Raw genomic sequence first — 12368 nt, forward strand, 5'->3', positions numbered from 1 at the left:
ATAAGATCGCGCGTTTTTCTATTGAGTGCGTAGGGAATGCTTTCGCGGCGACGAGCCAAAGTAATCAAGTACAAATGGCACAAATCGACTGAAATGGGGTGCCGAGTGAGATAGGTGCAAGGCAGTCAGTTCGGTTTGGCAAAGGTGCTAAGGTGGAGCAGGTATGACATCTTCTCGCTGCAGCACCAGTAAAACATCGATTATCGTTGATGGACTTACATCAAGTGAACCGTTCAACAACACACCAAGGCCACCTTCGCCGATTTCTCGCGGCCCACCCTTTTCATAGTTTGGATCAAGAGAGGCGAGTTCGTCCGGCAATTTGGGACAAAGGGGCGTTTCACTTAAGACAAGATCTATTGCGGCAAGCAGAAAGCTCTTCACCTCAGCTAAAGTGTTTTCTTTTAGCAACTTCTCCCTCGTTGTTTCCGGAGCGCTCAAGGTGAGATCGGGCACTTTCAGATAGGCACAGTTGTCCCGCAATTCGACAGAAACACGGGTGGAAAGTTTTGCCGTGAATGATCCTATTTGATCGCCGCGACGGAAGTCCCTGTTGCTTGTGCGAACGCAGTCAAAACGCGTAATCCCCAATAAACTGTCTAGCGCGATTGCGTCATCTTCCGCCAAGATGGAGAGGTCATCAAGCTTCACTTGCAGACCGCAGGTGTCGACAAGTGCGTTATCAGCCAATCGCTGGGGTACGAATTTTTGTATTTCACGCAGATCTAGTAACGCCTTCACCCCAACGCGGGTGGGTGCTGCAGCGCTCAGATCCAAGTTGAGTGTGTAGGGCAGTTCTAAATCACCTGCCTTGAGAAAGTTCTCGACCACGAAATTGACCTGCTGGGCACCAGACGGACGGACGCCAAGACAACACATCAAAAGACCTAAGGCGACAATCCAGTTTTTCATTCCGCAAACTCCAGCGCACCACGTTCCTGCAGGCCGGCAAGGAGCGTTACCAAAGTTTCGGCACTCACATCAACTGAGCCAACAATGACGCCTCCCATGGCACCAGGCACGATCTCGCGCGTTCCACCAGATTCATAATTGGGGTTCAGTACAGAAAAGCTTTCGGGCAAAGGCGGGCATACCGGGTTGGCGGTCAGGAACTCCCCAGCTTTTTCCAGAATGGCTGTCCTGATGCGGTTTGTAATGCCGAAGAGATTGGCAGTGCCACCAACGATACCGTGAGGGTCAAGCTCGACTTCTTGGAGGCTGAAGAAAAGGCATTGGTCCTTTACTTCCGCCTTGCCGACCGCCACCGCATCTACCGTTGCCCCAAAATATCTTAGCCCGGGTTCTTGATTGCGATTACATCTCGAAAACTGAGCGCGTGTGGTTCCTTCGACCCGCACCGTATCACCTTCGGCAGAGATTTTTTTGATCTCCAGATATATTTGACGGTTGCAACTTTCTTCCAGTGGCCCGGTCAGGATCTCCGGCGCCTGCAATTGTAGATCGCGAAGATCAACAAGTGCCCGAAGACGGAGCCGCGTCGGACCGGCTTCTTCCAGTCCGGCATAAACTGAGATGGGAACAGAAGTGTCGCGAAGGGGGATGGCAGAATCCACTTTCACTTGTATGCGCCCGGCATACGTTTTCGGATCAACAACAGCCGTTTGAATGGCCGAAACATTTACCGCTTCGCTTTGTCCAAGTGCTCCACCTTCGTTTCCCTGATCCTGAGCGTTGCCACCGCACCCAGGCAAAACCGCAAACACAGCGCCAAATACGATCGCTAAGAACTTGCGACACGATACCATCCAAACTCCCCCATTGCCCGCAAGTTCAATGCCAAAATGCAGGTCTTCTACCAAAGTTGAGACTTGGCCTCCCCTGCACATTAGCGGCTCGCCTCAAGCGGACCAACTTCAAAATCCAGTTATTCTGTGGCCATGCTGGAATTGCCAGAGCGCCTGTTTGGAGTTCGCCGTTCGCTGGAGCCGACGTGAACGACTGCTTTGCGGTGTGGTTTCAACTGGTCGCCGCAACACATGCGTCAAACTTCTCAGCAGGCGTTTGGTATTGCAATCACGTTATTCGATCCCGGGGGAGCAGACATTGGTGCAAATTGCGGCGAATGACCGCCGCTCGATGCAGTCATTCGACTGTTCTTCTCTGATGACCGGTTCGTCGCGTTAAGCAGCCGTTCACAACCGGAAATTCGAAGTTTTGGTTCTAAACGACTGCTTTCACCGGCACCAGATGTTCGCTGCACTCTGCAATAATGACCGCCTTGCGGACTTTTCGGATTATCTAGGTTAGTTTCGATTGGCCCAAAGCAACGCGTCCTCAAGTCGGTCGTCACCCCAGAACACCTCGCCATCGACTACAAATGTGGGTGAGCCGAATACGCCAATCTCCATCGCTTCATCGGTGGCTTGTGCAAGGGCATCAATAATCCGTTCAGACTGAGCCGCCGCCAAAACACGATTTGGATCGCAACCGATTTCTTCCAAGCTTCCAGTGAGGTTTGGTTCCTCGCCAGCCGGTTCGCCACGTTCGAACCAGCGCCGATAAGTGGCGCGGGTGTAGTCTGACACCCAACCTTCCTCGACCCCAAGCGCTGCGATCTGGTTGGCAAGCACAAGGCCGGGTATCGGATAGGGTGCCGGTATTTGCGGGGAAAGACCATATCGACCAGCGCGACGCTCAATATCGCGCCACATGTAGGCCGTCTTCACAGGTTTGTCCTTGAACGGGATATTGTTCTGCTCGATCATAACGCGCCGGACGTTGAACGGGCGCCACCGAATTTCAACACCGAGTGCTCTTTCAACTTCGGGAAGCCGCATTACCGTCAGGTAGCTGTAGGTGCTTCCGATCGAATACCAAAACTCAATTTTCACCATGTCGCACCCCTAATCCGGTATTTTCTATTCCTGTTTACATTAAAGACAATCGTCGGGCTATCCGCCCCCAAAAGGCCCGCTTTGGGCTGTGGTTTCAACGGGTCGCTGCGACTTGCGCCGATGACTGCTGTGCCGGACAATCCCGAACTTGGTAATTCTCCCGTTCGCGGTTAATGTATATACCTGCGATATCGCGCGTTGGGGCCAATCATGAGCCGAGCTTTCCTTGACAGTTTTCCGATTATCTTAGGTGAAGGGTCCATGTACGAGCGCCTTCGGCGTGGCGGAAGCGAGGCGTTTGACCCCGATATCGCCTATGCTGGTATGCTGTACGATGATATCGGTAGGGACATGCTGGCAGCTACGCATCGCGAGTATCTTGATATTGGTCAGCGATATGGGCTGCCTATGGTTGCGGGCACGCCAACTTGGCACTCAAATGCTGCTCGTGTCGCGAAGTCAGCCCACGTCGGCAAAACAATAAACGCCGATGCCTGCGATTTCATGAAGGCACTCCGTGAAAGCTATGGACCTAAAGCCGCGCCCATATTGATTGCGGGCGTAACCGGTCCCTTCGGGGATGGGTATAAGCCGGAAGAGGCTCCAGGCACTGCAGCGGCCATCGATCTTCATAGTCCACAAATTGCCGAACTCGCCGAGGCGGGCATCGATTTTTTCCGGGTACAGACGCTACCGAGTGTCGCTGAAGCACGCGGCATTGCCAAAGTGCTCGCTTCAACTGGCCTACCTTATGTTCTGAGCTTCGTAGTTTGCCGAGACGGTTGCGTCCTCGACGGCACGCCACTCGATCTAGCCATCAATGCAATAGACGACGAAACACAAATCCCGCCGGCAAGCTACGCCGTTAATTGCGTGCACACATCGGTTTTCTCCTCAGCTTATGAGATGATCCATGATCGCAATGCGACCGCTGCCGAGCGTGTACTTGGCATAGACGCCAACACTTCGGCGAAGACCCCTGAAGAACTCGACGGGCTATCAGAGATTGATACCGAAGCACCTGATGATTTTGGTAGGAACGTCTCGGCCCTGCACGAGAATTTCGGAATTGCCTATCTTGGCGGTTGCTGTGGTTCCTCGACCGAACACATCGCCGCGCTCGCCGCTCAGTGCGTTTCGAGGCGGGAAGTCTCAGGCTAGGGTTCAGCTCTTGCATGTTCTGACGACGAAAATGGCAACTTCGGGTTCGATGCAGTCATTCGACTGTTTTTCTCTGATGACCGGTTCGTCGCGTTAAGCAGCCGTTCACAACCGGAAATTCGAAGTTTTGGTTAGTCGTGGACATTGCACGGCGCCATGAACGGGGACCAAGAGATGGCCGAAAGGACATTGGAAAAAGTTCTTGAATTGAAACCCGACTATGCGGAAGATCCGAGACAGCCATTCCGGGCACGTGGTATGGAAAAAGTTCTCGTGAACAAGCTCATGGAAAGTCTAACCATGGCAGGGTTGGATGTTCCGACATGACCTCTTTGAACCTTTAGGGCGTTGAGCTTAGCTTTTTCTCAGATCACTTTGACGGTCCTTCAAGCAGCCATTGGCAGATAGCGCGCACGGCCTTTCGGCGCTTGGCGCGCTTGTTGACGACAAGATAGTATCCCCCAAACTCGATCTCGACTGGGCTCAATTCGACAAGCGCGCCGGACTGTAGCTCTGGCTCGCAAAGGTTCTTGTCCATGAGTACCGCACCCAATCCTGCCACCGCGGACTGTATTGAGAGTATGGCGCCAAGGGGGTGGAGCAGGTTCAGGTTCGGGATATTGGTAAGGCCCGCTTTTTCAAACCATTCGGGCCAAAGGCCGAATGTCGCATCAACAAGCAGGGGGCCTTTGGCCAGCGCCGAAAGATCCAGAGCTCCATTCGACAACGGCGCAAAGCCGGGTGCCGCGTACGCCCTGACACCGCATTGAAACAGAAGATGGTCGTCGTCATCTGCCTTAGTGCGTAAGTACCGCAGGCCCATGTCAAAGTCGTGCGCCTCGATATCCATCAACTGGGTCGAGACAGACAGCTTTAGGTCAACATCGGGGTGGCGCGCTTTGAGGCTGGCCAATCGCGGGATCAGCCACTTTTGGGCAACTGTGTTTTCTGTCGTCAGGGTGACAATGCCTTTGGGTGGAACCGAAAGCGCCTCGGTTGCATGTGCAATGCGATCGAGTGCGGGCGTGATCTCTGACAGGTACGCGCGCCCTTGATCGGTGAGGACAACACCTGTGTTGTGCGTGCGAAAGAGGTGGACATCCAGACGCCCCTCCAAACCGCGCACGTGCCGAGAGATTGCGGAATGAGACACGTTCAACTCTTCGGCGGCCTTCGTAAAACTGCCCAACCTTCCCGCTGCCTCGAAGGCACGTAACGCGTTCAGTGGGGGCAAGAGTCGCATCCTGCTTTGTGACTTTTTGGAACAATGGATGTCAAGGAACGGCGTTTGAACCTGTTGAGTGCGGTGCGGTAAATTTGGCGCAAGTCGAACCAAGGAGGCGATTATGAAAGTTATCAATCACACAGAGTTTGAAGTCGGCGAAGCACCTATTTTGAGAGCACGCGCTGGCGTTGTTGCGTTTGCGAAGGCGGGTATTGCGAAATTGAGTGGCCTATTCCGTAAGAGCTATCAGGTAGACCGATTGCCCGCTCGACTTCTCCGAGACGCTGGAATTGACGATCTGGAAATTGAACGGCGCCGGTTGACCAATGCACCCTTGATCCGATGAGGCAAAAAGGTGCGGTATGAATGATATCGGGAATGTCGACTTCGTCCGCGTCTTACCAGTTCGTGCACAGTGCGGCGACCGGTCATCAGAGAAAAACAGTCGAATGACCGCATCGAGCCCATAGCGGTAGCGATAGAACTGTAATCTCACGTTTCTCCCGGCATTTGGGCTGCGTTCACTTCGATCGTGTTGAGATCGGGGTCTAACAGATAGAGTTGCGGGAAGCCGGCGAGGCCTTCACGAATCATGAGAACTCTTTTTCTGTCACCTTCGGGCAGATCTTCTCGAAAACCAGCCGCCTCCAAGTGTTCGACCATTCCCTCGAAGTCGTCGGTGCAGAATGCGAAGTGCACGTCGGCGATGTTGGGAGACGGGGCGCTTCGATAAGTTCCAGCTTCATTCAGCACGAGATGGATTTGCCGATCGCCACATCCCAACCACACGCCTGGTATCGGAAATGGCGGGCGAGGCAAGCGCTCCAGTTTGAAAAGATCTTCGTAGAAAGAGGCCGACACCTCAACATCTCTCACGGGATACGAAATGTGATGGAGTAGCAGTTCTGTCATGGCATCGATCTCCCTAATATCTTCGACGTGGACAATACCATATGCTGATCCGAAAGGCTGCTCGGACCGCGCAACGGTCATTGGGTAGAAACTAACGGATGCCCGCTCCGAGCCCAAAGTTACAGCGGCGCTTAAATTTCTTCTCACACCCTCATCCGTGATTTGAGATATTTGGCGATCGGGCGTCAACATTGTAAAAGGTCGGATCTAGTAGCACTTGGGCGTCCGACTGCCCCGCTATTCAAGATCGGCGGAGTTGCACTTTCGCACAAAACTATTACGCCAACGGTATAACTCGGTTAGCGTCAACCAATTGAGAAAGATAAGTGCGCAGCACCCGAGGCTCCAATGAAACTAGCTGACTACCTGGCCCGTATAGGCTTTGCCGGGGATACCAGTCTCACGATAGATTGTTTGACCGAGATGCATCGATGCCATGCATTGTCTGTGCCATATGAAAACGTAGATGTTCAGCTTTCTCGGGTTCTGGACTTTGATTTGGAAAGAATATTCCACAAGATCGTAACTCTAAAACGCGGAGGTTGGTGCTTTGAACTGCACTTGCTTTTTTCGTGGGCGCTACGAGAAATAGGCTTTGACGTTTCAACTGTGGCCGCTGGTATTCATAGAGCGGAAGATGGCGACAAAATGCTGGGGAACCATTCAATTCTTCTCGTGGATCTGGACGAAACATATTTGGTTGACCTCGGGCTTGGGGACGGACCACGTGAGCCAATCCCCTTTCGTGAAGGAACTTTTACGCAAGGTCACTTTGAGTTTACGCTTGAAAAACTACCTGATGGTTACTGGCGTTTTCGCAATCATGCATGGGCGATTCCAGACAACTATGACTTTGACCCCAACCAGCCTGACTTCGATAAACTGATTAAGCAATGTCACGAATTGCAGACTGATCCGGAGTCTGGTTTCGTTCAAAATCTTGTGTGTCAAATCATGCAGCCAGAGCAAATCATTTGCCTGACAGGTCGCATATTGCGAACCAAGACCCAGTGTGGCACGAAAAAATCTCTGGTTTCTCAATCGGAATTCGAAAATATATTAGCCGATGTTTTTGGAATTAGGGACCAAGATATCGCGAGCCTATGGCCAGATATTGATGCACGGCACAAGGCTGTCTTTGGTGATAAAAAGATAACGGAAATTAAATTCGATGGGTTTTAGATCATGGCATCCACAGTCGATGGTGAACGGCAACTAAGCCCGCAACTGAGACATTCGACAGGCGTGCAGCGAATGTCCGGTACCGCTGAAACCCATCATTCACAACCAAAACTTCGATTTTCTAGTCGCGAACGACGGCTAAACACGAGACAGGAGACGCTCAACAAAATTCGGCGAAGGTCCGTTCCGAGCCCAAAGCGGCAGCTGCGTTTGTTAGTAAAGACGTTTATCCTCGTCGTCAGTGTGGATGGCCTGAACCTCCTTGAGCACTTGCTCTCGATCAACCGTGTCGATCACCCATTCGGCGAGTGTAGGTGCAGTCCCTCGTGCTGGCCAATGGTCAGGATGCCAAAGTCGTGAGCGGATAAAAGCTTTCGAACAATGCATGAAAACCTCACCCACATCTATGACCAATGCCAGCAGTGGTTCCTTGCCGTTAACAGCCAAGCGCTTGCTAATTTTTTGATCCTTTACAATGCGGGCTTTTCCAGCGACCCGAAGAGTATCGCCATGTCCGGGCAAGACAAAAATCAGGCCTATATTTGGGTCAGTCAGCAGGTTCACAAATCCGTCCACGCGGTGGTTGCCTAATCTGTCGGGGATGATCAGCGTCTTCTCGTCGTAGACCTCAACAAAGCCCGCTGGATCGCCCTTTGGTGAGACATCAACCAATCCCTTCAATGCCTTTGTGGCGACGACAACGAAAGGCGAGGAAGAGATAAACCTCTTCGCAACGTCATTGATCCGGTCTGTGACTTTCAGGTCGGTGTTGGAACCTTTGTATTCAGGAAGCAGTTCCCGGAGTCTCTCAATGTCTTTAATTTCTTCGTCGACCTGCAACATGCCGCATCCCTCGATCTAAGAAATCTCACCTTAAGCCGAGCGATATTTTCAGGCAACAGAGACGGCGACTTTGTCCGCACAGCGGAAGTAGGCATATTTTTTAGTAGCGTCCGCTCTTGTGGTAAGCGGACATTCGTAACCAAAGTTTCGAATTTCCAGTCGCTAACGGCGGCTTGACGCGACACAGCAGACACCCGCCAAAAACCTGTGAACTTCCGCTTTGAGCCCAATCCAGACATCAGCTTCTTATCAGGTCAACCCAATCTGTCGGGAGGTCTCCTGCGCTCTCGACGCGATGATCTCCTTTGAGATAAGCTCGTTGCAACGGAGATCAGTCTTTTGGAAAATGACAATCAGGAACGCAAACTGACGACGATCCTTTCAGCTGATGTTGTTGGATACTCCCAGCTCATGAGTAAGGATGAGAGCGGAACTCTGGCGAATCTCAAAGAACTTCGTCGGAGTTTGATCGATCCGCGGATCGAAGACCACTATGGTCGAACCGTCAAGCTTATGGGCGATGGGAGCCTTGTTGAATTTGCGAGTGTGGTGGACGCTGTAAGCTTCGCTGTAGACGTCCAGATCGCTCTTGCCGCTTCTCAGAAAAATAGGGCCGAAAACGACCGAATTCGATTCCGCATTGGGATCAATGTCGGCGATGTGATGGTCGATGGGGACGATATCTATGGCGATGGCGTCAATGTTGCTTCGCGGATCGAGGGATTGGCTGAACCGGGTGGAATTTGCGTATCTCAAACCGTTTTCGATCACGTTAAAGGCAAGCTCGATCTAAGTTTCGTACCCATGGGGCCGCAGCAGTTAAAGAACATTCCATCCCCGATGGAAACTTACAAAGTCGAACTTGACGAACGCTCCCAATCTTTCGCCACAGATGCCATTGCCTCAACCGCAACCCCGACCAGAAAACCTCGACTACGAAGAGCTTTGGGCTGGATGATGGTCGCTGGTGTGGTGATCATTGGCTTTGCTATTGCGACACTCCAATTTCAATCAAATTCCTCAACGGGGACGGTGGTCGCGGTATTGCCTTTTGACGACTACAGCGCCCCACAATACCAAGACTATCTCAGCGATGCCGTGGCTGATAATATCATTAACTCTCTCGCGCGATTTCCGCAGCTGACCGTCATTTCACGACGTTCCAGTTTTCAGTTTCGGGACTCCGGTCTCGGCATATCCGAAATTGCTTCCCAGCTTGGTGCAGACTTTATTCTGGAAGGCAGCCAGAGATATGATGGCACGAGACTTCAGATTACCACTCAGTTGATTGACGGTGACACAGAAGCCAACATATGGGCCGAAAACATCGATGTGCCGCTCGACGAATTGCTCGAAGCGAACAACAGTATCAGTCTGAAGGTCGCGAGTGCAGTAGGTAGCAAGGTGATCGATACGGCCGCCGCGCGGATGTCCGAAGGCGATGTCAGTGCATTGTTGATTGCCAATGCGGCGCAAAGCCGGATCATGCGGAACTTCAATCGCGAAAACCTGCTGACCAATATCGAAGAGCAAGAACAGTCCCTCAATGACCACCCCGACTCTGCTTGGGGTCATCTTGGTCAGGCTTTGTCGCTTCGCATTGGCCTGCGGTATGGCTGGATTGAAGGCGATGAAGAGGCGACGCGCAAAAGAATGTACGATCTCGCCCGCCGAGGCGTAGAACTCGACCCGAACAATTTCATGGCCTATTTCGCTTTGGGGCGCGCTTTGCTGATGAACCGTGATGTCGAGGGCGCTGCTGTCGCTTACCGTCGCGCGATCGAATTGAACCCGTCGTCTTTTTTTGCACGCAACGCGTTGGCCCAGGCACTAACCTTTGTCGGGGAAACGGATGAGGCTCTGGCGGTGATCGCCGAGTCTGAGCGCGTTGATCCGCTGTACGGGCATGATGTGCAGTGGGAAAAGTCCAGAATTCAATGGCAGATGGGGGAGTGCGACGAGGCTCTTGCGACATTTCAGTCAGCGCCCTCAATGCCAAACGCCGCCAACAAGATGCTCGCCGCCATTCATCATTGCCTTGGCAATACTGAAAAGGCGACCATGGCAATGACCGACTATGTCGCGGAAAACCCCAAATGGACCGTGTCGCGGGAACGTAGTATCAACACCGATATGTGGATTGCGCCCGGAGTGCTGGACCGCTGGCTTGCGGCGATGGAAGCTTCCGGTATGCCCTTATGACACTTCAATAGCTTATGACCGCTTTGTCCCGCCAGCCGGTCATTAATACAGAGTGCAGCGAACGTCTGGTGCCGGTGAAAGCAGTCGTTTAGAACCAAAGTTTCGAATTTCCAGTCGCTAACGGCGGCTTGACGCGACACAGCAGACACCCGCCAAAAACCTGTCAATTTCCGCTTCGAGCCCATACCGGAAGTGCTCCTGTGCTAACGCTCGGTCTCGCAGCAATCTGTAAGCCAAAATTGTTAGCTGCGCCGCAGAGAGGAAAGCCGCCATTCATTCACAGCGCAGCAAGATTTGGGATGTCTAGCTCCGCTGTGCGGGGCGGACAATCACCTCATCATTTTGAAGGTCCACTTTCTTGTCTCAAAAACAAACACTTTCCCTCATGCACTGGGCATAAAGGCACGTGAGTATTAGGCTAGGTCGCTCTTTGGCGCTTGTTTTGAACCAGCATCCCGCGGCGTGGCGGACGAAGTGGTGCGCCTAGCTCAAACACTCTTTCAATGAGCGCCTTATGCGTTGGCGGAACCGCGTCCAATGCACGTCCATCTGCCGCTGCTACCTTGATTTGGTACACTTCAAACGCATCGCTGACGAATGATCCGGATCGAACATAAGCCGGATCATCTAAGGCTTCAGCCAAAGAAACAAAAGCGACGCCGTCAGCAAACAGACTGGCGAAGAACGCATCCGCAACTTCGGTGAAAAAGGCGACCGGGTGGATAAGACCGATACCAACTATTTCGCGACCAAAAACCGATTTACAGACCGCGGCATCATGTGCCACCTGCGCCGCCGCATACTCTACAAAATCTGTTTTCAGACGCTCGGCTTCCTCGGAACGCCCGGTTTGCAGTAGATGCCTCCACGCACGATCCCATTCCCATTCGTAAAACCAACTGGTGACGCCCGCGCTGCGATAGGCCAACCTCTCAATGTGCTCATTAACGCGGACGCGTTTTTCTTCGGTGTTTCCCCAAAGCTCGAGCGGATGTCGAAATGCACGCAGAGGGGCCTTGTTGATCCAAGGCGCCAGCAATTCGTCGGCGACGGATATGTCGTGAATAAAATCCTCTGCAGATGTCTCATTCAGCAACGGATGCGTGTGAGTGTGGTTGCCAATATGGTGGCCTGCAGCGACCCAGTCATCCAGAATACGCTCATAGGTAGGCTCAATATCGAGCGGCCACGAATTGGCTAAGGCAAAAACACCCGACACCCCGTTCCGTGCAAAGGCACCAATGATCTGCGTGGCAACTGAATGTGGCGTGTAACCATCTGGTAAAGCCATATGTGGGTAAACCGGCAGGTCATCCAGGGTAAAGGCCATCTGCATGCAATAATTCTCCTAATCGAACCATGAGAGAGTCTCACGTGGTTGATGGGCAAGCAAGAAGTATCGGGCTTCGAGAAGAGCCGCAATACTGAGATGGCGGCGGCTTTTCCGGAGCATGCAGCATTTCTAGGCGATTTGAACGAGCGCGTGATTGACCTCATGCAGCCGTTTTCGGACGAGACCATCACCGATCCTGCATTCATGGGCAGCGCTTCGATCAAGAAGATTCTTCCAGCTTTGGTGCCGGAACTTGCGTATGACGACCTCGACATCAAGGAAGGTGCAAGTGCATCACGTCTGTGGAAGGAAGTTACGCTGGCCAATCCAGCAGCTTTGGAGCGTGACAAGGTTTATGCGGATTTAGTGGATTATTGCACTCGTGACACTTGGGCGATGGTTGCGATCCACAAGACGCTGATGGCGATGTGAGCAGCGGTGTGTTCCAGGCTCTGGACCTATAAACAGGTCAGGACTTCAACGGCAGGTTTTACTAACACCGGACGTTCGCCGAAATCGAGGTAATGACCGAGTTGCGGACAAACCGTGCTTTCGCTGCACCTGCATAATCTTGGCTTTCTAAAGTGCGACGTGTATTTGAGAGGGATTTTGTCGGCCTCGGCTGCCAGGGAAAATGAAAAAAAATAAAAATCGG

At 52.5% G+C, this 12368-nt stretch carries 12 protein-coding genes; 5 read left to right on the plus strand and 7 right to left on the minus strand.

The features are described 5' to 3' along the window. Positions 1 to 147 precede the first annotated feature (147 nt). The 3 genes from C1J05_RS03180 to C1J05_RS03190 form a co-directional block, all read right to left on the minus strand. Positions 148 to 912: a hypothetical protein gene (locus C1J05_RS03180; protein ID WP_114869001.1), complete on the minus strand. Its 765-nt coding sequence runs from the start codon at positions 910 to 912 to the stop codon at positions 148 to 150. Next, positions 909 to 1820, minus strand: a complete 912-nt coding sequence (locus C1J05_RS03185) for a hypothetical protein (protein WP_162797899.1) — start codon at positions 1818 to 1820, stop codon at positions 909 to 911. The genes C1J05_RS03180 and C1J05_RS03185 overlap by 4 nt, the downstream gene beginning before the upstream one ends. A 444-nt stretch (positions 1821 to 2264) precedes the next feature. After that, a complete protein-coding gene (locus C1J05_RS03190) occupies positions 2265 to 2855 on the minus strand; it encodes a 2-hydroxychromene-2-carboxylate isomerase (RefSeq protein ID WP_114869003.1) in 591 nt (196 codons plus the stop codon). A gap of 210 nt (positions 2856 to 3065) precedes the next feature. Here C1J05_RS03190 and C1J05_RS03195 point away from each other — a divergent pair, with 210 nt between their 5' ends. Beyond that, on the plus strand, positions 3066 to 4016 hold the full coding sequence (locus tag C1J05_RS03195) for a homocysteine S-methyltransferase family protein (protein ID WP_114869004.1): 951 nt from the start codon (positions 3066 to 3068) through the stop codon (positions 4014 to 4016). A gap of 370 nt (positions 4017 to 4386) precedes the next feature. Here the strand turns inward: C1J05_RS03195 and C1J05_RS03200 are convergent, their stop codons facing one another. Then, positions 4387 to 5250: a LysR substrate-binding domain-containing protein gene (locus C1J05_RS03200; protein ID WP_205389043.1), complete on the minus strand. Its 864-nt coding sequence runs from the start codon at positions 5248 to 5250 to the stop codon at positions 4387 to 4389. A gap of 112 nt (positions 5251 to 5362) precedes the next feature. Here C1J05_RS03200 and C1J05_RS03205 point away from each other — a divergent pair, with 112 nt between their 5' ends. Continuing rightward, entirely contained in the window at positions 5363 to 5587 is a 225-nt protein-coding gene (locus tag C1J05_RS03205) for a hypothetical protein (protein ID WP_114869006.1), read from the plus strand. Positions 5588 to 5733: 146 nt separating this feature from the next. Here the strand turns inward: C1J05_RS03205 and C1J05_RS03210 are convergent, their stop codons facing one another. After that, a complete protein-coding gene (locus C1J05_RS03210) occupies positions 5734 to 6153 on the minus strand; it encodes a VOC family protein (RefSeq protein ID WP_205389045.1) in 420 nt (139 codons plus the stop codon). 348 nt (positions 6154 to 6501) lie between these two features. Here C1J05_RS03210 and C1J05_RS03215 point away from each other — a divergent pair, with 348 nt between their 5' ends. Continuing rightward, positions 6502 to 7335: an arylamine N-acetyltransferase family protein gene (locus C1J05_RS03215; RefSeq protein ID WP_114869007.1), complete on the plus strand. Its 834-nt coding sequence runs from the start codon at positions 6502 to 6504 to the stop codon at positions 7333 to 7335. Positions 7336 to 7548: 213 nt separating this feature from the next. On the opposite strand, the gene C1J05_RS03220 is transcribed toward C1J05_RS03215, so the two are convergent. Next, positions 7549 to 8178: an MSMEG_1061 family FMN-dependent PPOX-type flavoprotein gene (locus C1J05_RS03220; RefSeq protein WP_114869008.1), complete on the minus strand. Its 630-nt coding sequence runs from the start codon at positions 8176 to 8178 to the stop codon at positions 7549 to 7551. Positions 8179 to 8517: 339 nt separating this feature from the next. Here C1J05_RS03220 and C1J05_RS03225 point away from each other — a divergent pair, with 339 nt between their 5' ends. Further along, positions 8518 to 10380 (plus strand): adenylate/guanylate cyclase domain-containing protein, encoded by a 1863-nt coding sequence (locus C1J05_RS03225; RefSeq protein ID WP_114869009.1) that lies wholly within the window; start codon positions 8518 to 8520, stop codon positions 10378 to 10380. Positions 10381 to 10798: 418 nt separating this feature from the next. Here the strand turns inward: C1J05_RS03225 and C1J05_RS03230 are convergent, their stop codons facing one another. Continuing rightward, positions 10799 to 11716 (minus strand): polysaccharide deacetylase family protein, encoded by a 918-nt coding sequence (locus tag C1J05_RS03230; RefSeq protein ID WP_114869010.1) that lies wholly within the window; start codon positions 11714 to 11716, stop codon positions 10799 to 10801. Between the two features lie 45 nt (positions 11717 to 11761). Between C1J05_RS03230 and C1J05_RS03235 the strand changes: the two genes are divergently transcribed. Continuing rightward, a complete protein-coding gene (locus tag C1J05_RS03235) occupies positions 11762 to 12145 on the plus strand; it encodes a DUF2779 domain-containing protein (protein WP_114869011.1) in 384 nt (127 codons plus the stop codon). The last annotated feature ends 223 nt before the right edge of the window (positions 12146 to 12368 follow it).

The sequence above is a fragment of the Sulfitobacter sp. JL08 genome, assembly GCF_003352045.1.
Taxonomy (GTDB): domain Bacteria; phylum Pseudomonadota; class Alphaproteobacteria; order Rhodobacterales; family Rhodobacteraceae; genus JL08.